16 protein-coding genes and 1 pseudogene are annotated in these 20,000 nt (G+C 71.1%); 9 read left to right on the top strand and 8 right to left on the bottom strand.

The window, feature by feature from the left end:
• Positions 1-467 precede the first annotated feature (467 nt).
• Positions 468-1,733: a serine hydrolase domain-containing protein gene (locus STRVI_RS04345; protein ID WP_435532574.1), complete on the bottom strand. Its 1,266-nt coding sequence runs from the start codon at positions 1,731-1,733 to the stop codon at positions 468-470.
• Positions 1,734-1,894: 161 nt separating this feature from the next.
• On the opposite strand from STRVI_RS04345, the gene STRVI_RS04350 reads away from it, so the two are divergent.
• Positions 1,895-2,695 (top strand): SDR family NAD(P)-dependent oxidoreductase, encoded by an 801-nt coding sequence (locus STRVI_RS04350; protein ID WP_014054395.1) that lies wholly within the window; start codon positions 1,895-1,897, stop codon positions 2,693-2,695.
• On the opposite strand, the gene STRVI_RS04355 is transcribed toward STRVI_RS04350, so the two are convergent.
• The 3 genes from STRVI_RS04355 to STRVI_RS04365 all read right to left on the bottom strand — a co-directional run bounded on the left by STRVI_RS04355 (position 2,668) and on the right by STRVI_RS04365 (position 6,577).
• Positions 2,668-5,460 (bottom strand): caspase, EACC1-associated type, encoded by a 2,793-nt coding sequence (locus STRVI_RS04355; protein ID WP_014054396.1) that lies wholly within the window; start codon positions 5,458-5,460, stop codon positions 2,668-2,670. The genes STRVI_RS04350 and STRVI_RS04355 overlap by 28 nt on opposite strands.
• Positions 5,461-5,462: 2 nt before the next feature.
• The gene (locus tag STRVI_RS04360; protein WP_014054397.1) at positions 5,463-5,852 is read right to left on the bottom strand and encodes an effector-associated constant component EACC1; all 390 of its coding nucleotides are present in this window, start codon (positions 5,850-5,852) and stop codon (positions 5,463-5,465) included.
• A 107-nt stretch (positions 5,853-5,959) separates the two neighbouring features.
• Positions 5,960-6,577, bottom strand: coding sequence for a TetR/AcrR family transcriptional regulator (locus STRVI_RS04365; protein ID WP_014054398.1), 618 nt, complete (start codon positions 6,575-6,577; stop codon positions 5,960-5,962).
• 74 nt (positions 6,578-6,651) lie between these two features.
• Between STRVI_RS04365 and STRVI_RS04370 the strand changes: the two genes are divergently transcribed.
• From STRVI_RS04370 to STRVI_RS04380, 3 genes are all read left to right on the top strand, one after another.
• Positions 6,652-7,029 carry a DUF1330 domain-containing protein gene (locus tag STRVI_RS04370; protein WP_014054399.1) on the top strand — a complete coding sequence of 126 codons (378 nt, stop codon included), beginning with the start codon at positions 6,652-6,654 and terminating at the stop codon, positions 7,027-7,029.
• Complete coding sequence (locus tag STRVI_RS04375; RefSeq protein ID WP_014054400.1) at positions 7,029-7,796, top strand: alpha/beta fold hydrolase; 768 nt, start codon at positions 7,029-7,031, stop codon at positions 7,794-7,796. Before STRVI_RS04370 ends, STRVI_RS04375 begins: the two co-directional genes overlap by 1 nt.
• Before the next feature lie 1,010 nt (positions 7,797-8,806).
• Positions 8,807-10,021 carry a helix-turn-helix transcriptional regulator gene (locus STRVI_RS04380; RefSeq protein ID WP_014054403.1) on the top strand — a complete coding sequence of 405 codons (1,215 nt, stop codon included), beginning with the start codon at positions 8,807-8,809 and terminating at the stop codon, positions 10,019-10,021.
• Between the two features lie 13 nt (positions 10,022-10,034).
• Here the strand turns inward: STRVI_RS04380 and STRVI_RS04385 are convergent.
• The 4 genes and pseudogenes from STRVI_RS04385 to STRVI_RS04400 all read right to left on the bottom strand — a co-directional run.
• A pseudogene (locus STRVI_RS04385) lies at positions 10,035-10,371 on the bottom strand (EamA family transporter); the annotation flags it as partial.
• Between the two features lie 29 nt (positions 10,372-10,400).
• Positions 10,401-10,901: a YbaK/EbsC family protein gene (locus tag STRVI_RS04390; RefSeq protein WP_014054404.1), complete on the bottom strand. Its 501-nt coding sequence runs from the start codon at positions 10,899-10,901 to the stop codon at positions 10,401-10,403.
• A 289-nt stretch (positions 10,902-11,190) separates the two neighbouring features.
• Complete coding sequence (locus STRVI_RS04395) at positions 11,191-12,834, bottom strand: penicillin-binding transpeptidase domain-containing protein (protein WP_014054405.1); 1,644 nt, start codon at positions 12,832-12,834, stop codon at positions 11,191-11,193.
• Between the two features lie 147 nt (positions 12,835-12,981).
• Positions 12,982-14,760, bottom strand: coding sequence for a dolichyl-phosphate-mannose--protein mannosyltransferase (locus tag STRVI_RS04400; protein ID WP_014054406.1), 1,779 nt, complete (start codon positions 14,758-14,760; stop codon positions 12,982-12,984).
• Positions 14,761-14,898: 138 nt separating this feature from the next.
• On the opposite strand from STRVI_RS04400, the gene rsmI reads away from it, so the two are divergent.
• The 5 genes from rsmI to rsmA all read left to right on the top strand — a co-directional run bounded on the left by rsmI (position 14,899) and on the right by rsmA (position 19,879).
• Complete coding sequence (gene rsmI, locus STRVI_RS04405; RefSeq protein ID WP_043235397.1) at positions 14,899-15,774, top strand: 16S rRNA (cytidine(1402)-2'-O)-methyltransferase; 876 nt, start codon at positions 14,899-14,901, stop codon at positions 15,772-15,774.
• A gap of 186 nt (positions 15,775-15,960) precedes the next feature.
• Positions 15,961-16,479 carry a hypothetical protein gene (locus STRVI_RS53425; RefSeq protein WP_014054408.1) on the top strand — a complete coding sequence of 173 codons (519 nt, stop codon included), beginning with the start codon at positions 15,961-15,963 and terminating at the stop codon, positions 16,477-16,479.
• Between the two features lie 148 nt (positions 16,480-16,627).
• A complete protein-coding gene (locus STRVI_RS04415) occupies positions 16,628-17,548 on the top strand; it encodes a TatD family hydrolase (protein ID WP_014054409.1) in 921 nt (306 codons plus the stop codon).
• Positions 17,549-17,678: 130 nt separating this feature from the next.
• On the top strand, positions 17,679-18,878 hold the full coding sequence (locus STRVI_RS04420; protein ID WP_251982555.1) for a resuscitation-promoting factor: 1,200 nt from the start codon (positions 17,679-17,681) through the stop codon (positions 18,876-18,878).
• Between the two features lie 131 nt (positions 18,879-19,009).
• Positions 19,010-19,879, top strand: a complete 870-nt coding sequence (gene rsmA / locus STRVI_RS04425) for a 16S rRNA (adenine(1518)-N(6)/adenine(1519)-N(6))-dimethyltransferase RsmA (protein ID WP_014054411.1) — start codon at positions 19,010-19,012, stop codon at positions 19,877-19,879.
• The last annotated feature ends 121 nt before the right edge of the window (positions 19,880-20,000 follow it).

Here is a 20,000-nt window from a genome sequence, read left to right on the forward strand (position 1 = left end):
GGGGCGGGGCCGGCCGCTCACCCGCGCGGGGGCGCGGCGTGCTGACGGCGTCTCAGGCGCTCACGATCCGCTGAGAAGTTATGCACTATCGCCCGAGGCGTCGGCCGAAGTGATCGGCGCTTGCTTGGAGGCATTGAGCCCGTGGACTTCCGCCATGCCACACGGCGTTGGTGCTCGGCTTGTTGACGCTGTCCCCGTTCGCGACAGCAAGGTTCCCAACGGTCCGGCGTTGGTCTTCCCCGCGTCGTCCCTGGGCATCGTTCATATCGGCTGTCAGGGTGGAGAGTTCGCGGCGCCCGACCCTCGCTGACGCGGCTCATCAGCTTCTGTGGCCCCTGACCGCTCGGCAGGGGCCGTCGCGCTGCCCCGGTACGGCTCGTGCCGCATGGGGTCGCACGGGTTCGGGGCGCGCGCTGTAACGCCACCTCTGTCGCGCCGCCCCGCCGCACCTGCGGCCCCTCGGGCGGTTACGCCTCCCGCGCCGCCAGGCAGGTCCGCACCGCGCGCACCAGCGCCTGCGCACGCGGATCCGCGGTGACACCGCGCCGCATACCGTTGGTGACGTAGGCAAAGCCGATGCGCGCCTCCGGGTCGGCGAAGGCGAGGGAGCCGCCGCGCCCCGGGTGGCCGAAGGAGCCCGGCCCCAGCAGCGGGCAGGCGGGGCCGTGCAGCATGTAGCCGAGGCCGTATCGGGTGCCGACGACCAGGACCCGGTCCGGCCCCGCGGACTCCTCCGTACGGGCCATCGTGAGCGTCGCCGGGGCGAAGAGCCTGCCCCCCGAGCGGGCCGTACGGGCCGAGGGCAGCGGGCCGATCAGCGCCGCGTAGAAGCGGGCCAGCGCCTCGGCGGTGGCCACGCCGCCAGAGGCGGGCAGCTCGGCGGCGAGATAGCCGGGGTCGTTCTCGTCCGGCATCGGGGTGATCGCGGCGAACGCCCGCCGGGTCAGCGACTCGGGGTCTCGATACGCCTCGGCGACCGACCGCTTGGGGCGCAGCCGCGGACCGTGGGCGGCGGGCGCGGCGAGGGCCTCCACCGACGCGATCCGGCCGACCCGGCCCCGCTGCTCCTCGGGCAGCCCGAGCCACAGGTCGAGCCCCAGCGGGCGGGCGATCTCCTCGGCGATCCAGCGCCCGATGGTCCGCCCGGTGACCCTGCGCACCAGCTCGCCCAGCAGCCAGCTATACGTCTGGGCGTGGTAGCCGTGGTCCGTACCGGGCTCCCATACGGGGCGCTGGGCGGCGACGGCCCGCGGCCCGGATATGCCGTCGACGGCCTCGGCGGGGGTCAGCGGGGTGTCGAGCACGGGCACGCCGGTGCGGTGCGCGAGCAGATGCCGCACCAGCACCCGCTCCTTGCCGGCCGCCTTGAACTCCGGCCAGTAGGTGCTGACCCGGCCGTCCAGGTCCAGTTGGCCGCGCTGATGCAGCAGCAGCGGCACGGCGGCGGCGACGCCCTTGGTGACCGACCGGACGACCTGCGCGGTGTCCTGGGTCCAGGGCTCGGGACCGCCGCCGGAAGCCTCGGGGCTGCTCTCGTCGTCGTTGTCGGCGGTCTGCGTGTCGGCGGTCTGCGTGTCGGGGGTCTTGGTGCCGCCCCACAGATCGACGACCTTCTCGCCCTCCCGGTAGAGCACCATGGCCGCACCGCGCTCGCCGTGCCGGGTGAAGTTCGCCGCGAAGGCGTCCCGGACCGGTTCGAAACCGTCGGCCACCGTGCCCTGGACGTCCACCACTGATCCGACTCCCGCCATGCCGACCCGCGCGTGTGTGCTGTGTTTCTCCTTATGGTGCAACGTCCCGCGGGTGAGGATCATGCCGGGGCCGGGCAGGATCACCGGCGGACACGTCACCGTGGGGCGGCGGCGGTCCGAGAGCCGACGAGAAGGGGCACACGGTGCGGAGATTCGAGGGTTACGCGGTCATGCTCACCGGCGCGGGACGCGGGATCGGCGAGGTCACCGCCCGCCGCTTCGCCGACGAGGGCGCCCGGGTGCTGATCACCGACCTGGACGGCGAACGGGCCGCGAAGGCCGCCGCGTCCATACGGGCCGACGGCGGCGAGGCCGAGTCGCTGGGCTGCGACGTGGCCCGGCGGGCGGACGCCGAGGCGGCCGTGGCGCACGCCGTAAGGAGCTTCGGAAGGCTGGACGTCCTGGTCAACAGCGCCCACTCATGCCACGTCGACACCCCGCTGTTCGAGGACCAGCTCGACGACGAGTGGCAGCAGGACATCGATGTCACCCTTGGCGGCGCCTTCCGCTGCTCCCGCGCCGCGCTGCCGCATCTGGCCGCCGCGGACGGCCGGGGCGCGATCGTCAACGTCGGCTCGGTCAACGGCATCCAGGACTTCGGCAACCACGCCTACAGCGCCGCCAAAGCGGGCCTGGGCAGCCTCACCCGCACCCTGGCCGCCCACGCCGCCCGGCGAGGCGTCCGCGTCAACCTCGTGGCCCCCGGCACGATCCGCACCCCCGGCTGGGACGGCCAGGAGGACACCCTGCGCCGCGCCGCCGAGGTCTACCCCCTCGGCCGGGTCGGCGAACCCGCCGACATCGCCGCCGCCATCACCTTCCTCGCCTCCTCCGACGCCGCCTGGATCACCGGGACCACCCTCCCCGTGGACGGCGGCATCATGACCACGAACGTGGCGGTGCGCAGGGCCTTCGGTCACTTGGAGACGCCCAGCGAGACATAGTCGTAACGGCCCTCCCAGGGCTCGCTCGCATAGACGTTGGTCAGCCGGGAGCCGCGCCAGATCACGCTCTTCTGGAACAGAATGGGCAGATACGCGGCGGAGTCGGAGATCCTCCGATTGATCTGCGCGTAGTCGCTCCCGGCCTTCGCCGGATCCTGTTCGGCGATCGCCGTGTCGAAGAGGTCGTCGATTGTGGGATCGTCCAGCTCCGCGACATTGAGATTGCCGGTGGGCAGGATGAAACGGCTGTCGGCGAGCGGCTGCAGAAAGCTCTGACCGGTCGGGAAGTCGGCGAGCCAGCGGTACAGGACGATGCCGTATCCCTTTTTCTTCACCGTCGCGGGCGCGCCTGTCGTCTCGCTGAAATGGGTGCCGTCGACCTGATCGATCTCGGTGGTGATGCCGACTTTTCTCAGCGATGCCTGGAGCGACATCGCGACATCCACGTCGGTGGGGTGATTGTTGCGCACCGCGATGGTGGTGCTGAATCCGTTGGACTTTCCGCACGCCTTCAGTTCGGCCTTCGCCTTGTCGGTGTCCGGCTTGCCCTTCCTCTTGAGCGTCTCGTACGGGTCGTAGGAGGAGTCGGAGCCCCCGATGGCGGGCGGGAGCATATGGTGCGCGATATCGCCGGTCTGTGGACCGCCCGCGGCGGTCTGCAGGTTCTTCCTGTCCGTCGCGTAGAGGACCGCCTTACGGCAGTGGACGTTGTTTAGCGGTTTGACGGAGCGGGGGAGGGCCGCGAACAGGAGCAGCCCGTTGGACGGGCTGTCCAGCCGGGCACTGAGGTCGGAGCTCCTCGTGGCCTGGTTGAGGGAGGCCCCGGTGAGTCCGTAGGATTGCAGGTCCAGGTCATAGTCGCCCGCGAACAGGGCTTTCGTGTTTGTCTGCTCGTCGCTGCTGAAATTCACCGTGATCCGCTCGGGCAGGGCGGCGCGGATCGGATCGGACGACCGCTCCCACTCGGTGTTACGGACCAGTTCCAGCGATGTGCCCGGCTGGTAGGAGCCGAATCTGTACGGCCCCGAGGAGAACGGGTTGTCCTGGTACTTTTCCTTGGTGTCCTTCGTCTTCTTCACCGGTGATGCCGACGGTGTCGCCAGCATGCGCTCGAAGTCGCCGTTGGCCTTCGGCAGTTTGAAGACGATGGTCCTGTCGTCCGGAGTCTGGATGGCCTTCAGGCCGAGCTTGTCCTTGGACGTGTCCTTGTACGGCCCCTTGTAGGTATGGCCGGGATCGAGCGCCTGCTGGATAAAGATCGGGCCACCGGAAATTTCGTCCTGAGCCCAGATCCGCTCGATGCCGTATTTGATGTCCTCGGGCGTGATCGGGGAGCCGTCCTCCCAGGTGATCCCTTTGCGCAGGGTGTAGGTGTACGTCTTGCCGCCGTCGGTCACCTCGGCCTTCTTCTCCGCGAGGTCCGGGACCAGTTCGGTGCCGTCCTTACCGGGCTTGGGGGCGTAGGTGACCAGTTGGCGGGCGTAGAAGCGGGAGAAGTTCCAGACGAAGCCGAAATAGCTGCGCTGAGGGTCCCATGAATCCGCGTCGTCCTTGCTGATGAACTTCAGCGTCCCGCCCTGCTTTGTCGAGGGGTTGACGACGCCCCCCTTGGCCGCGGCGTTGTTCCCGGAGGTGGGGCCCGGCTTCGGGGTGCTGGACGACTTCGAGGTGTTGTGCCCGGAGTCGTCCTTGGAGGAGCCCTTCATCCATGACATCGCCAGAGGTATGCCCGCGGCCACCAGGGCCACGAAGAGCGCTCCCGCCAGCCCGTAGGTGACGGCGCGGCGGCGGCCCGCAGAGGCGCCGCCGGGGGCGGGGAGCGGGGCGGGCGACGGCAGGGCCATCGGCGACCAGGTGGGCATCGGCGGCACCCCGGGCAGCGGCACGGGCTCGGGAGCCGAGGCGGCCGCTTCGTGGCCCGCGGGCGCCGCTTCCGGCGCGTACGGCGGCGTGGGCGTGCCCATGAACGTGGGCGGCGGCGTCGGCTCGTGGTCGTACGGCGGGGGCGGCGGGCCGAAGCCGGGCGGTGCCCAGGCGGCGTTGCGGGCCAGGGCGAGCCCGCCCGCCGTATTGCGGTCGCGCTTCTGCGGCAGCGGCCGCCCCTTGGCCCGCAGCGCCGCGTACACCTGCGCGTAGACCGTGTCCAGGTCCAGCAACTCCGGCCCGCCCGGCACCCCTTCGCGCAGCAGTCCCAGCAGCTCACCGGTGAAGGCCGTATGGTGCTCGCCGGGCGGGGCGAGCGCGAAGCTGGTGTCGGGGACGGAGGCCAGCAGATAGGTGCCCTCGATCTCCACCTGGTCGATCACCGCTTCGGCGCTCGCCGTGCTCATGAAGCCGAGCACGCGTCCGCTGAAGCAGCAGTCGAGGAGCATCACCTGGCGCCCGGCCCGCCCGTCGAGCACGACGTCGCGCAGCGTGCCGTACGGCAGTCCGGTGTAGGAGCGGTGCTGTATGGATCCGGTCAGCCCCAGGAAGAGCTCGCCGCGGCGCGGTTCGACGAGACCGTGTCCGGCGAAGTACACCAGCAGGGTGTCCGTGGCCTCCTCGGCCGCGGTCCGGACGGCCTCGAGGACCTCGACCGCGGTGGCGGGGTCCTCGATGACCGTGCAGTGCTCGGGCGCCAGCCCCCAGGAACCGGGCGCGCACAGGGCCGCGGCCAGCGCGCTCAGGTTGTTGGCCACCGCCGGGATCGGCTCCAGGTGGGCATAGCGGCTGGTGCCGATGAGCACCGCGCGGGTGGCGGACGGATTGGGCAGAACGGCCACGGCTACCGCCCTCCTCCGTCGGCCTGACGGTCCCGGTCCCGTTCCGGATCGGGCGCGGCCGGGCGCTCCAGCGCGTCGATCAGACGCCGCAGCTCCTCGTCGTCGCCGCCGTCGAGGTCGACCGTAAGGTCACCACGGCGCACGGTGATCCGCCGGGCGTGCGGACGTGTCTGCCGCCAGGTGGACAGCGCCAGCGCGAAGGAAGCCGCGCTCCAGGCGTTCTCGGTGACCAACTGCAGCACATCGGTGAGCACGCCCATCTGGCCCGGCGACGGCTCGGCCTGGACCAGCTCCACCTGGGCGCCGCGGCGCGCGGCCGGATCCCGTCTCAGCCAGTCGAGGAGCGATCGCAGCTCCGCCTCCCCACCGTTCACCGCTACGTCGATCCGCACCAAGTCCCCCTTGTGACGACGGTCTCCCCGATTCTGTCCTACCCAGGGGCGTCCGCGCAGGATCAACGAAGAGCAAGGTCACCGGAGTTCGGGGGCAAGCCGCCCGCTCATGGCTGCCGCGCCGGTGGTGTGGCCAGCGCCCGGCGCCACTGCTCGGTGACCGACCGCCGCAGGCGTTCCGTGTCGACGGCGTGCGGGTCGAGAAGTCGTTGCAGCCCGATTCCTCGGAGCTGCCCGACGATCGCTACCGCGACCTCCTCGGGAGCGAGGTCGTGGCGGATGGTGCCGTCGGCGATTCCGGCCGCCACATCGTCGCGCAGATCGGCCCTGAACGACTCGTCCCGCTCGCGGAAGATCGGTGCCAGTTCCGGCATGGTGGGCGCCTCGGCCCACAGCAGCAGGAACGCGCGATGGGCGGCGCCCACCTGGCCTAGTTGGCCGATGTAGCCGTCGATCAGCCGCAGGAGGCGGTCCAGCCCCGGGGGCAGATCGGTAAGGCCCGGCACGAACCCGGCTTGTGCGGTGCGGGCCAGGAGCTCGAGGAGAGCCTGCTTCGAGCCGAAGTGGTGGGTGACGATTCCGCGGCTGTACCCGGCTCGCTCACCCACCCGCGCCAGCGTCAGCGAGCGCACTCCCTGCTCGACGACCAGCTCGGCGGCGGCCGCCAGCAATGCGGCTTCGGCCCGGTCGCGACGCTGCTTCTGGGTGCGGCGGGGGGTCGTCATGACGAGAGTCCTCACTAACTTGCGTGTCGTCCAACAAGTTTATACGGTGCCACTCATCCTGACTGGAGGTTTCAATGATCGACATTGATGAGCGCGCCCTCGATGCGCTGCTGGCCGAAGATCCCGGCGGCCCCGTGGTGATGCTGAACCTGCTGCGGTTCCGCCCGGACGGCGGTCGCGAGAGCTACCAGCGCTACATCGAGGCGCTGGGCCCGGAGATCAACGCGCGGTACGGATTGCGGGTGGAGTACCTCGGGGACGGCGGTCGTGCCCTGGTCGCCGAGGACGGGCAGGCATGGGACGCGGTGCTCCTGGTGCGCTACCCCAGCCGCCAGGCGTTCGCCGACATGGCCCGTGACCCCGACTACCGGGCGGTGTCCCATCTCCGCGCCGAGGCACTGGTGGAATCGGTTCTGCAGCCGACTGTGCCGCTCCAGGGGAGCGTGGTCTGATGCCCGCCGTCTTCGTACACGGCAATCCCGAGACGGCGGCCGTCTGGGACCCCCTGCTCGCCGAACTGAAGGCCGCCGGCGCTGCTCCGGCCGACCTCATCTGTCTGTCCCCGCCCGGGTTCGGCGCGCCGCTGCCGCCCGGGTTCGGGGCGACCGTCGGGGAGTATCGCGACTGGCTGATCGGTGAGCTGACACGCTTCGCCGAGCCCGTGGACCTGGTGGGCCACGACTGGGGCGGCGGACACGTCCTCAACGCGGTGATGAACCGCCCGGACCTCGTACGGAGCTGGGCCAGCGACACGATCGCGGCCTTCGAACCCGACTACGTCTGGCATGAGCTCGCCCAGCGATGGCAGACACCGGGAATCGGAGAGGCCGATGTGGCCGCACGCTTCGGCGCGCCCGTCGAGCAGCGGATCGCGACGCTCGTCGAGCGGGGGATGGGCGAGGCGGCGGCCGAGCGGGTCGCCCAGGGGCAGAACGAGGCGATGGGCCGGGCCGTGATCGCGCTCTACACCTCCGCCATGCCACCGGTGATGGCCGAGCTCGGCCGGAACCTGGAAAACGCGGCGCGGCGGCCGGGACTCGTGTTCCTCGCCACCGAGGACCACGTGGTGGGAACCGCCGAGCAGCGACGCCGCGCCGCGCGCCGCGCCGGTGCCCGGGTGGAGGTCCTCGATGGGCTGGGCCACTGGTGGATGACGCACGACCCCGGCCGCGGTGCGGAGGCGCTCACCCGTTTCTGGGCGTCGCTGGACGACGGGTAGTCGCACCCACGTGGATGCCGCACAGGCGATGGTGCCGTCCGGGATGGGGACGGCACCCTCGCCCATCCCCTCGCATGAGCCTCGGCACATTGCCTCGTGTGACTTAGCGCTTGAGACCTAGCTCTCTCCCAGTAGCCGGGCCAGCGCCGCCTGAAGTCGTCGTGCATCAGGGGACGAGGCGCACCTAGGGCACTCGCACGGTGGCCACGCTGACGACTTCAGGGGTTCGAGAGACGCGTTGGACGCCCTGTAGATGGCCATGGGGCCGAAGGTCTTGCCCCCGTTCCGAGACACGCGCACGGTCATGAGAGCTGGTTCCTGGCTCATGCGCGCCCCATGTGGGACCAGCCGCTCTGATGCCTGCGAAGTTCCTTCATGCACAGTGCGAGTCGCTCGGTGTCCCCCGACCGGACATGCGCTGCCTGTTGCCTGAGCAGCGCGGCGCACACGTCGCAGGTTGCTGCGTCTGCCATCGATGACAGCGCACAAGAGCTGCATACGAGCCTTCTGGAGGAGGCTAACGAGGATGCCTGGCTATTGCAGTGCGGGGGCATTGATGCGTCAGTGGGTCGGCCCGTCATACGGAAACCTCCACTCCGTGAATCCGCCGGGGGCCGATATCGATGCCGTGAACGGCCAACCAGAGGGCACGGCGGCGCGCTCGCTGTTGCCGTGCCTCTCGCCGTCGCTCATGAGCCACCAGGTACGGGCGGACAAGCCCGATGTCCTCACCCCGCGGTGCTGGCACACGGGGCGCCCTCACGGGCCGGTGCAACGGGGGTTGATCACTGGCCCGATGGCGGCCCACAGGAGGCAGTAAGAACCGCAGCAGTGCCAGGAGCAGTCTCGCTGTAGCTTGGGACACGTCGTCAACCTCCACGGGGTTGCGGGCCACGCCCCCGGACCGGTTGCACGGTCGCGGGGGTCCTTGCTGTTCGCCTCACGCTTCCGCTCTATTGAGTGACTGCATAGCGGCCCCCTGTCGGCCAACTGTCGGCCACAATTGGGACATGACCAGCGTCATCGGGGCCAACATCAAGCGCCTACGCGAAGAGCGGGGCTGGAGCCAGGCACGTCTGGCCCGCGAGGTGTGCCGATCGACAGGGGTCAGCGGAGAGCCGATCGGGCGGCAAGAGGTCAGTCGGTGGGAGACAGGGAAGCGCACCCCTCGTGAATGGCTGCCATTCCTCGCTTCGGCCCTCGGTGTCACCGCGGACGTACTGAAAGCACCTCAGGAGCCGACTCAGCCACCTTTGCCGACCCTGGCCGACTTCCTGCCCGAAGAGGACCCGCTAACTCCGCTGCAAACCCGTAGAGGGCGCCAAATCGGCATGGGTGCGGTGGATGACCTGAAGCAGCGGGTGCACGGTCTTAGGCTTGCCGACGACGTTCTGGCCGGGGGTGACTTGATTCGCCCCGCACTCCGGGAACTTCGTTCCGCTGTGAAGCTGTACCGGCACGGCGCGCACACCAGTGAAGTAGGGCAGCAACTTCTCAGGCAGCTTGGCGAGTTGGCGCAGATTGCCGGATGGATCGCCAGCGATGCCGGACAGCACGGTGAAGCTGAGCGCATCTACCGGCTGGGGATCAGTGCGGCGACACAGGCGGAAGACCACACGCTGGCCGGGAATATCGCCGGATCACTCGCCTACCAGTACAGCAACACGGGTCGGGAAGCCGAAGGGGTCACGCTGGCGCATGCCGCCTTGAGCGACGCTGGCAGCGATGCCCCGCCAAAAGCCCGAGCGCTGTATCTGGACCGTGTGGCTTGGGCTCACACCAAGATGGGCAAGGCGCACGCCCAACCCGCTATGCGCGCCCTGGGGGAAGCCTCAGAAGCGTTGGCGGAAGATACGCCCGGCACGGAATCACCCGCCTACCTGTATTGGGTGGACGCCGGGGAGTTCCGGGTCATGGAATCGCGGGTCTACACGGAATTGCACCGACCCTTGCGCGCTGTTCCCTTGCTTCGGAACGTGCTCAGCGGATACGACACCACCCATACTCGCGAATTGGCCCTGTACCTCTCATGGCTTGCCGTGGCTCTTGCTGATGCCAACGAACCGGAAGAGGCGGCAGCCGTAGCGGAACGAGTCATCGGCATCTCATCTGACGTGTCCTCGGAAAGAACAGCGGAACGGGTCCGGGTCATCCTTCGCCGGTTGCAGGATTACGCAGACGTGCCGGAAGTCGCGGCGCTGCTCGCCGAACAAGAGGCAGCCTGAAAGACGAAGCGGATCAGCTCGCGTGCAGTATCAGCCCGATGCCCGCCACCGTCAGCCCTGCCGCCGCGATCCTCGGACCGCCGAACCGCTCCTTGAAGAACAGTGTTCCGATTGCCGCGCCCACGATGATCGACGATACGCGCAGCGCCGCGATCGGGGCTAGTTCGGCCTGGGTCCGGGCCCCTAGGACCAGGCCGTAGGCGGAGACCGATAGCAGTCCGCGCGCTGCGACGGGACACATCTGGCGAAGGAGCGCACCGCGCTGGATCTGCCAGGGCGCAGGCGGGGATGGCGAAGCCCTCCAGGATCGTCGGCCAGGCGATGTAGCCGGGTGGCGGCCGCGATGAGCGGCGCTACACCGCGGCCGCGACGAGCGGAGTCACGCGGACCGTTCGCGCACATCCACCAGGGTGCCGTCGGCGTGCGCGATCAGGGTCTTGGGGTCGAGCGGGAAGACGGTGTGCGGGTTGCCCGCCGCGGCCCATACGGTCTCGTGGTCCAGCAGCCGGCGGTCGGCGAGGACGCGGGTGCGGGTGCGGTGGCCGAAGGGCGGCACCCCGCCGATGGCGTAGCCGGTGGTCTCCCGTACCAGCGCCGCGTTCGCCCGGCGGACGCTCCCGGCGGCCAGCTCGTGCCGTACGAGCTCGACGTCGACCCGTGACGCACCGTCCATCAGCACCACCACCGGCTGTCCGTCCGCCTCGAAGACCAGCGACTTGACGATCTGGCTCAGCTCACAGCCGATGGCCGCGGCGGCCTCGGCGGCGGTGCGGGTGGCGTCGGGGAAGCGGCGCACCTCGACGTCCAGGCCGAGCTCGCGCAGGGCGTCGGCGAAGCGGGGGTGGGCGGCGGCGTCAGGGGTGGGAGTGGAATCGACCATGGGACGACGCTATCGACGGGCCCGCCGCCCACGCCAGGGCATTTCCCCGGGGTCGCACTGGCTGTCCCGAGGCCGCAGCGGTCGTCCCGGAGTCGCACCGGCGTCGAATGATCAACACGACTGACCAGCACGACTGATCAGCACGACCGGGGGCCGCTACGACGCCCAGGCCCCCGATCCCGTGGACAGCACCGGCCGGTCGGCTGAACGCGAAGGAGCCGGGCGGGCGCTTGAGCGCCCGCCCGGCTCCCGTGCCGTCATGCCGGTGGAACTGGACAGAACTGCCGGCTCAGCCGCCCGCGCGCAGCAGCGCCGCCACCATCGGGCCCGCGGTGTCGCCGCCGTGGCCGCCCTCGGGGACCACACCAGCGGCCGCGATGTCGTCGCGGTACGCGCTGAACCAGCCGTTGGGCTTCTGCTGGTTGTCCACCTCGGCCGAACCGGTCTTGGCGCCGAAGTCGCCGCTCATCCCGGCCATCGCCTGGGCGGCGGTGCCCGAGGTGGCGGTCAGCCGCATCAGCTTGCGCAGCTGGTCATGGGTGCTCGGCTTCATCGTCTTGCTCGCCTTGGCCAGGGTCCGGTCGTCCAGCGACGGCGAGACGAGGAACGGCTGGCGGAAGGTGCCGGTGGAGGCCGTGGCCGCGACCGACGCCATGTTGAGCGGGTTCATCCGCACCCCGCCCTGGCCGATCAGCGAGGCGGCCTTGGAGGCCCCCGACTGCGCCGGCACCGCCCCGTCGAACGAGGGCACGCCGGTCTGCCAGTTGAGCCCGACGCCGAAGACGTTCCGGGCCTCGTTGGTCAGGTCGTCGTTCTTCAGCTTCCCCGCCTGGCTGATGAAGGCCGTGTTGCAGGAGCGGGCGAAGCTCTGCTCGAAGGTGCCGTTCTTGATCTCGAACTTCTTGTCGTTCTGGAACTTCCAGCCCCCGTACGAGAAGTACTTGGGGCACGGATGGGCCTTGCCGTATGCCGCCAGACCCTTGTCGATCAGCGTCGCCGAGGTGATGATCTTCATCGTCGAGCCGGGTGCGTACGAGCCCTGCAGGGCGGTGTTGAAGCCGCTCGCGGGGGAGTTGGCCACCGCGAGGACCTCACCGGTGCTGGGCTTGACCGCCACCACCGACGCCTTGGTGCGCTTGCTCACCTGCTGCTCGGCGGTGCTCTGGAGCGATGCGTCGATCGTCGTACGGAGCGTGCCCGGGGTGCCCTTGGAGAGCACCTTCAGGGTCTTGTCGGGGGACTTGGAGCCCTTGCCGCGCTGGATCCAGGTCTCCACGCCCGCCTTGCCGCCCGCCTTCTTGCCGTACCGCTCGCGCAGCGCGGCCAGGACGGTCTTGAGGGTCGGGTGCTCGGCGGCGGTCAGCTCCTTGCCGTCGCGGTCCACCGCCTTGATCGGCGGCGCCTCGGACGCGCCGGTCTTCAGGGTGTCGCCCTCGGCGAGGTCGGGCTGCACCACCGAGGGCTTCCAGCCGACGACCGGCTTACCGGTCTTGGTGTCGCGGGTGACGGTCAGCGAGGATGCATACGTCCAGGGGACGCTCTGACCGCCGGAGGAGATCTGGGCGTTGACCGAGAACGGCACCTTCGCACCGCTCGCCTGCCCCGGCTCCAGCGCCACCTTGGCCACATGGGCCTTCTTGCGGTAGTCGCCCAGCGCCGTGGTGGCCGCGCCGGTGTCGTCCGTAAGGGCGGCGGCCTTCGCCGTCTCGCCCGCCGACCAGGCCGCCAGGAACGCGCGGGCGGTGGTCTTGACCTCGGCCGCGCTGGGCGGGCCGGTTTTCACGTTCTTCAGGGACGGCTTGTCGTCACCCGAGCCGGCGCTCGCACCGTCCTTCGCACTGGATGAATCGTCCTGGCCGCCGCCGCAACCGGCAACACCGACCATGGCGGCGAACACCGCACCGACGATCGCGGCTCTCGCGCCACTCCGCATTACAGAACCCCCACAGTGTTCTCGATTCCCTCCATCAGTCGATGGAGGCCGCGGTGCCCGGCACTCTACCGGCACCAAGAGAAGCCCCCGCGCCCTCACCGGTGAGGGCGCGGGGGCGGGGGCCGGATCCGGACGGCGGGCCGGGGATCAGATCCAGGTATCCAGCCACATCCGGGCACGCCAGGAGTCCATCGGCATCGTCTGGCCCGTGTAGAGCGGGAAGAAGTAGATGAAGTTCCAGACGATCAGCAGAACGAGCGCGCCCGAGCCGACCGCGCCGATCACCCGGCGGGTCTCGCTCGCTCCCGGCGGCCCCAGCAGCGCGCCGATCATCATCGCCACCGCCAGGCACAGGAACGGCACGAAGACGACGGCGTAGAAGGAGAAGATCGTCCGGTCCTGGTAGAGGAACCACGGCAGATAGCCCGCGGCGATCCCGCACAGGATCGCGCCCGCCCGCCAGTCGCGCCGCAGCGCCCACCGGAACAGCAGGTACAGCAGCGCGAAACAGCCCGTCCACCACAGCAGCGGGGTGCCGAGGGCCAGCACCTCACGGGCGCACTTCTCGGCGGCGTCCGTGGGGCAGCCCTCCTGGCCGGCCCGCGGGGACTCGTAGAAGTACGAGACCGGGCGGGACTGCACCATCCAGCTCCACGGGTTGGACTGGTAGACATGCGGCGAGTCCAGGTTGACGTGGAACTGGTAGACCTCGGACTCGTAGTGCCACAGGCTGCGCAGCGGGTTGAGCAGCCAGTCGAAGGCGCCGCCGGTGCCATAGCCGCCGCCGTCCGGCTTCTGGGATTCGGCCCAGTGGCGGAAGTAGCCGCTGTGCCGCCAGCCGCGCACCCGGTCGGCGGTGCCGCTCGAGGCGAACCAGCCCGACCAGGAGGCGATGTACGTGACGATCGCCACAGGCACCAGCGAGACGAACGCCCAGCCCAGATCGCGCCGCAGCACCGCCCGGTAGGGGCGGAGGGCGCCCGCCGTACGGCGGCTGCCCACGTCCCACAGGACGGCCATCAGGCCGAAGGCCGCCAGCACATACAGCCCGTTCCACTTGGTGCCGATGGCCAGGCCCAGCAGCACCCCGGCCGCGATCCGCCACGGCCGCGCGCCCAGCTTCAGGCCCCGGGCGACCGCCGGATCCGGCCGCGGTGTGCCGTCCTCATCGGCCGGCAGCGCCGCCGCCAGCCTGGCGCGTGCCTGGTCCCGGTCGACGAGCAGGCAGCCGAAGGCGGCCAGCACGAAGAACATCACCACCAGGTCGAGCAGCGCCGTGCGGCTCATCACGTAGTGCAGCCCGTCCACGGCCATCAGCGCGCCCGCCAGACAGCCGAGGAACGTCGACCGGAACAGCCGCCGCCCGATCCGGCACAGCATCAGCACCGAGACCGTGCCGAGCAGCGCGACCATGAAGCGCCAGCCGAACGGATGCAGCCCGAAGAGCTGCTCGCCGAGGCCGATCACCCACTTGCCCACCGGCGGGTGCACCACATACGAGGCCGCGTCGCTGAGCGGGATGTGCTGCGGGGTCTCCAGGATCCGGTCGTTGGCGGCTTTCGGCCAGGTGCCCTCGTAGCCGTACTCCCAGATCGACCAGGCGTCCTTGGCGTAGTACGTCTCGTCGAATATGACGTTGTCCGGGCTGCCAAGCCGCCAGAAACGGGTCAGCCCGGCGCACAGCGCGACCAGCAGCGGCCCGCCCCAGCCGCTCCAGCGGGCGATTCTGGCCGCCGCCGAGGGGGTCGCGCCGAAGACCTCCCAGAGCCGGGTGCCCGGCTCGGCGTACGGCGGGACCAGCCGCTCCCGTACGCCGGGCCGGGTCTGGCCCGCGTATCCGAAGCGGCGCAGCCGGCGCTGCCAGGCCGGCTGCTGCTGGCCGGTGGCTTTGCCCGGCTGGGCGTGGGTCGCGGTGTCACTGCTCACCGGGCCATCGTAGGGAAGGGGTCTGTGAGTGTGGTGGGGAAAGGCGGCGAACCGGGGATTCGCGCGGCGAACCGGGGATTCGTGCCCGGGGCGGCGGGCGCGCGAGGCCTGCCGCGGGCGGCTGCGAGGATGGTGGGCGTGACTGGAACGCTCGTACTGGCAGGGACCCCCATCGGCGACACGGCGGACGCGCCCCCGAGGCTGGCCGCCGAACTCGCGGCCGCCGACGTGATCGCCGCCGAGGACACCCGGCGGCTGCGCCGCCTCACCCAGGCCCTGGACGTGCGCCCGGCCGCGCGGGTGGTGTCCTATTTCGAGGGCAACGAGTCGGCCCGCACGCCCGAGCTGGTCGAGTCGCTGGCCGAGGGCGCCCGGGTGCTGCTGGTCACCGACGCGGGCATGCCGTCGGTCTCCGACCCCGGCTACCGCCTGGTCGCCGCCGCCGTGGAGCGCGGGATCACCGTCACCGCCGTGCCCGGCCCGTCCGCGGTGCTCACCGCCCTGGCCGTGTCCGGGCTGCCGGTGGACCGCTTCTGCTTCGAGGGGTTCCCGCCGCGCAAGGCGGGGGAGCGGCTGACGCGGTTGCGCGAGGTCGCCGACGAGCGCCGCACCCTGGTCTGGTTCGAGGCCCCGCACCGGCTGGACGACACCCTGGCGGCCATGGCCGAGGTGTTCGGCCCGGACCGCCGCGCCGCGGTGTGCCGGGAGCTGACCAAGACGTACGAGGAGGTGCGGCGCGGCCCGCTGGCGGAGCTGGCCGCCTGGGCGGCGGAGGGCGTGCGCGGCGAGATCACCATCGTGGTCGAGGGCGCCCCCGCGCCCGGCCCCGAGGAGGCGGGCCCCGCCGAGCTGGCCCGCCGGGTCGCGGTGCGCGAGGAGGCCGGTGAGCGCCGTAAGGAGGCCATCGCGGCGGTCGCGCAGGAGGCCGGGCTGCCCAAGCGGCAGGTGTTCGACGCCGTGGTGGCGGCGAAGAACGCGACGGGAAGCGCGCCACGAGAAGGTAAAGCACAGTAGCGAAAGGCAAAGCTCAGGTTAGTAGCCGGGTAGCTGCATGCCGGTTTTGGGAAGGCCGGTGCCAAATCTCGCTCAAAGAGCGGGAAGAGCCGATGCGGTAGCGGCGGGAAAGGCGTCCACTGTGTGTGGAAGACCTGGGGCGATCCCAACCCGGAAGACTTGTCCTGTGTGACAAGAGGAGCTGCCATGAGCGATATAGCGGGAACCTCGAGCGGTGCTCATCCGATAGCCGCCCACACCCCCTCCGCCGGGCCCGGCGAGGTGGCCCACGAGGCCTACGCCTTCGCCTGCATGAAGTGCGGGCACGGCTGGGAGCGGTCGTACGACATCGAACACCACGTGGACGGCGAGGGCCGGGCCTTCGTCGTCTACTTCACCGGCGGCCTGCGCGTTCCGTCCCCGCTGACGAGCCCCGACTGCGTCAACTGCGGTGCGCATCTGGTGCGGATCATGCGCTCGGGGCAGGTCTCCTCGGTCCTGGAGAGTGCGCGGCGCGGGAGGCCGCACACCGCCCGGGGCGCGGAGGCCGGCACCGGCGCGACGGAGGGGACGGACGGGGCGGATGCCGGGACGGGCGCCGGGGCGGATGCCGGGACGGGCGCCGGGGCGGATGGCGCGCCGGAAAATGAGGGCCCCGCGCGACGCCGTGCGCACCATTGGCATCTGGCGAATCTGCTGCATCCCTTTCAGCACCACCGCGACTGAGTAGGTTCCGGTTCATATGAGCTGTTTCACATGAGCTGTTTCACATGAGCGGGCTCACCTGAGCCGGTTCACCTGAGCCGGGCGCGGGTCAACTGAGCGGCCGGACGCGATTCACCGCCCATTCACCGGGATTCATAGAATCGCAACCATGGCGAAAACAGCATCGACCCCCGGCGGCAGTGGCAAGGCGAGCGGCGCGCAAAAGGAAAAGGACGCGCCCCCGCCGCCGCCGGAGCCCCTGCGGGTCCCGGTCGCCGATTCCCACACCCACCTGGACATGCAGCCGGGCACGGTCGAGGAGGCACTGGCCAAGGCCGCCTCGGTCGGCGTGACGACCGTCGTCCAGGTGGGATGTGATCTGGCCGGGTCCCAGTGGGCGGCCGAGACCGCGGCGGCGCACGAGAGCGTCTGGGCCACCGTGGCCCTGCACCCCAACGAGGCGCCGCGCATCGTCCTCGGCGACCCCGACGGCTGGTCCCGGCAGGGGGCGCGGCAGCCCGGCGGCGACGCCGCCCTGGACGCGGCCCTCGGCCAGATAGCGGCCCTCGCCGCCCTGCCCCAGGTGCGGGGCGTGGGCGAGACCGGCCTGGACTACTTCCGCACCGGCCCCGAGGGCATGGCCGCCCAGGAGCGCTCGTTCCGCCGCCATGTCGCCATCGCCAAGGAGCACGGCAAGGCGCTGGTCATCCACGACCGCGAGGCCCACGACGATGTGCTGCGGGTGCTCGCCGAGGAGGGTGCGCCCGACACCGTCGTCTTCCACTGCTACTCCGGTGACGCGGCCATGGCGAAGGTCTGCGCCGAGCGCGGCTACTACATGTCGTTCGCGGGCAACGTCACCTTCAAGAACGCCCAGCCGCTGCGCGACGCCCTCGCCGCCGCCCCGCTCGACCTCGTCCTCGTCGAGACCGACGCGCCGTTCCTGACCCCCGTCCCCTACCGCGGACGGCCTAACGCTCCGTATCTGATTCCGCTCACCCTGCGGGCCATGGCCGAGGTCAAGGGCGTCCCCGAGGACACCCTGGCGACCGCCGTAGCGGCCAATACGGCGCGCGTCTTCGGCTATTGAGCGGGCGGTGGCGCCTCGTGAGGGGCGGTGGCGATCCGACGCAATCGATCACACTGCGTGATGATTTCGCTTTGGAGAGTCACCCCCACTCCGCTACAGTCCCGGACTCAACGCCCTGACCAGTGGACTTGTGGAGTGTTACGGGAGTGTTCTTGTGAGCCGTAGGGGCAGCCACCGCGTCTCGGGCGGCCGAGCCGCCGCCCGCCGAGCCGCCCGCCGCGGCGCCACCGGCCGGACCGACCCGATGCGCCGGCTGCTGCCGCAGGCGATGGTGGTCGCCGCGCTGGCGGGCGGCACCTCCGCCTTCGTCGCCCAGGACAAGGCCGTACGGCTCAGCGTCGACGGCGACGCGCGCACCCTGCACACCTACGCCGACGACGTGGGCGAGCTGCTGGCGGACCAGGACGTCCGCGTCGGCGAGCACGACATCGTCGCCCCCGCGCCCGGGGAACGGCTCGCCAACGGCGACGAGATCGCCGTCCGCTACGGCCGCCCGGTCACCCTCACCCTCGACGGCGAGCGCCGCCGGGTGTGGACCACCGCCCACACGGTTGACGACGCACTGCGCCAACTGGGCGTACGTGCCGAGGGCGCGTATCTCTCCGCCTCCCGCTCCGCCGCCATCACCAGCCGCGGCCTGCTCCTGCACGTGCGCACCGAGCGCACTGTCACCTTCCTCGCCGACGGGCGCGAACACACCATCCGTACGAACGCGGCCACCGTCGGCGAGGCCCTCGCCGCCACCGGGCTCACCCTGCGCGGCCAGGACACCACCTCCGTCCCCCAGGACAGCTTCCCGCGCGACGGCCAGACCGTGACGGTGATGCGGATCACCGGCGGCAAGGAGGTCCGCGACGAGCCGGTGCCCTTCACCACCGTCCGCCGCGCCGACCCCACCCTCCCCAAGGGCACCGAGCTCGTGGCGCGGCCCGGCGAACCGGGCACCCTGCGCACCAGCTACCGGGTGCGCAGCGTCAACGGCGTACGGCAGCGGCCGCGGAAGATCCGCAGCGAGATCGTCGAGCCGCCGGTGGCCCGGATCGTGCGGGTCGGCACCATGACCGTGCCCGCCCGCGTCGGGGGCCCTGCGGACGGGCTCGACTGGCGGGCGATGGCGCGCTGCGAATCGGGCGGCCGGGCGGACGCGGTCGACGGCTCCGGCCACTACGGCGGCCTCTACCAGCTCGACCAGGGCACCTGGCGCGACCTCGGCGGCCACGGCCGCCCCCAGGACGCGCCCCCGGCCGAACAGACCTACCGGGCCAAGAAGCTCTACCAGCAGCGCGGCACCGGCCCGTGGCCGACGTGCGGGCGCAAGCTCCAGCACTAGGCCGGGGGCTCGCCCCGACTACCGATGGGGGTGCCCGGGCCGGAAACGGGCAGGACCAGGCATCCCGAGCGTGGGGATGCCCTGTCCCGTCCGTGAACCGGGGTCCTGAAGAGCGGCCGTAAACTTCCCGGGTGAGCTCCACCGATCCCGATGTCCTGCTCGGCCCCGCCGACATCCGCGCTCTCGCGGCGCGGCTCGGCGTACGCCCGACCAAACAGCGCGGCCAGAACTTCGTCATCGACGCCAACACGGTCCGCCGCATCGTCCGGACCGCCGGGGTACGCCCCGAGGACGTGGTCGTCGAGGTCGGCCCCGGGCTCGGCTCGCTGACCCTCGCGCTGCTGGAGGCCGCCGACCGGGTCACCGCCGTCGAGATCGACGACGTCCTCGCCGCAGCCCTCCCCGCGACCGTCGAGGCCCGGCTGCCGCACCGCGCCGACCACTTCGCGCTGGTGCACCACGACGCCCTGCGGGTGACCGAACTGCCGGGCCCCGCCCCGACCGCCCTGGTCGCCAACCTGCCCTACAACGTCGCCGTGCCCGTGCTGCTCCATATGCTCGGGCGCTTCCCGACCATCGAGCGGACCCTGGTCATGGTGCAGGCCGAGGTCGCCGACCGGCTCGCCGCCCCACCCGGCTCCAAGGTCTACGGCGTCCCCTCCGTGAAGGCCGCCTGGTACGCCCACGTCAAGCGCGCGGGCGCGATCGGCCGCAACGTCTTCTGGCCCGCCCCCAACGTCGACTCCGGCCTGGTCTCGCTGATACGCCGGGACGAGCCCCTGCGCACCACTGCCACCCGGGAAGAGGTCTTCGCGGTCGTGGACGCGGCGTTCGCCCAGCGCCGCAAGACCCTCCGGGCGGCGCTCGCGGGCTGGGCCGGGTCGGCGGGGGCCGCGGAGGAGGCACTGAAGGCCGCCGGGGTCTCGCCGCAGGCGCGCGGCGAATCGCTGACGGTGGAGGACTTCGCGGCGATCGCCGAACACGGCCCCGCGGCGTCCTGACCCCACCCGACGCGCCTACGGCGGGCCCATTCCCCACCCCGCCCCTTCCCGAACGGGGGCAAGCCCCCGCACCCCCACCGGGGCTCCGCCCCGGACCCCGCTCCTCAAACGCCGGAGGGGC

This window comes from Streptomyces violaceusniger Tu 4113, from assembly GCF_000147815.2.
Taxonomy (GTDB): domain Bacteria; phylum Actinomycetota; class Actinomycetes; order Streptomycetales; family Streptomycetaceae; genus Streptomyces; species Streptomyces violaceusniger_A.

Bases quoted from the DNA above. Each gene is read 5' to 3' on its own strand.
- STRVI_RS04375 (WP_014054400.1), top strand. From the start codon at position 7,029: ATGCCCGCCGTCTTCGTACACGGCAATCCCGAGACGGCGGCCGTCTGG.
- STRVI_RS04390 (WP_014054404.1), bottom strand. From the start codon at position 10,901: ATGGTCGATTCCACTCCCACCCCTGACGCCGCCGCCCACCCCCGCTTC.
- STRVI_RS04370 (WP_014054399.1), top strand. From the start codon at position 6,652: ATGATCGACATTGATGAGCGCGCCCTCGATGCGCTGCTGGCCGAAGAT.
- STRVI_RS04365 (WP_014054398.1), bottom strand. From the start codon at position 6,577: ATGACGACCCCCCGCCGCACCCAGAAGCAGCGTCGCGACCGGGCCGAA.
- STRVI_RS04415 (WP_014054409.1), top strand. From the start codon at position 16,628: ATGGCGAAAACAGCATCGACCCCCGGCGGCAGTGGCAAGGCGAGCGGC.
- STRVI_RS04395 (WP_014054405.1), bottom strand. From the start codon at position 12,834: ATGCGGAGTGGCGCGAGAGCCGCGATCGTCGGTGCGGTGTTCGCCGCC.
- STRVI_RS04380 (WP_014054403.1), top strand. From the start codon at position 8,807: ATGACCAGCGTCATCGGGGCCAACATCAAGCGCCTACGCGAAGAGCGG.
- STRVI_RS53425 (WP_014054408.1), top strand. From the start codon at position 15,961: ATGAGCGATATAGCGGGAACCTCGAGCGGTGCTCATCCGATAGCCGCC.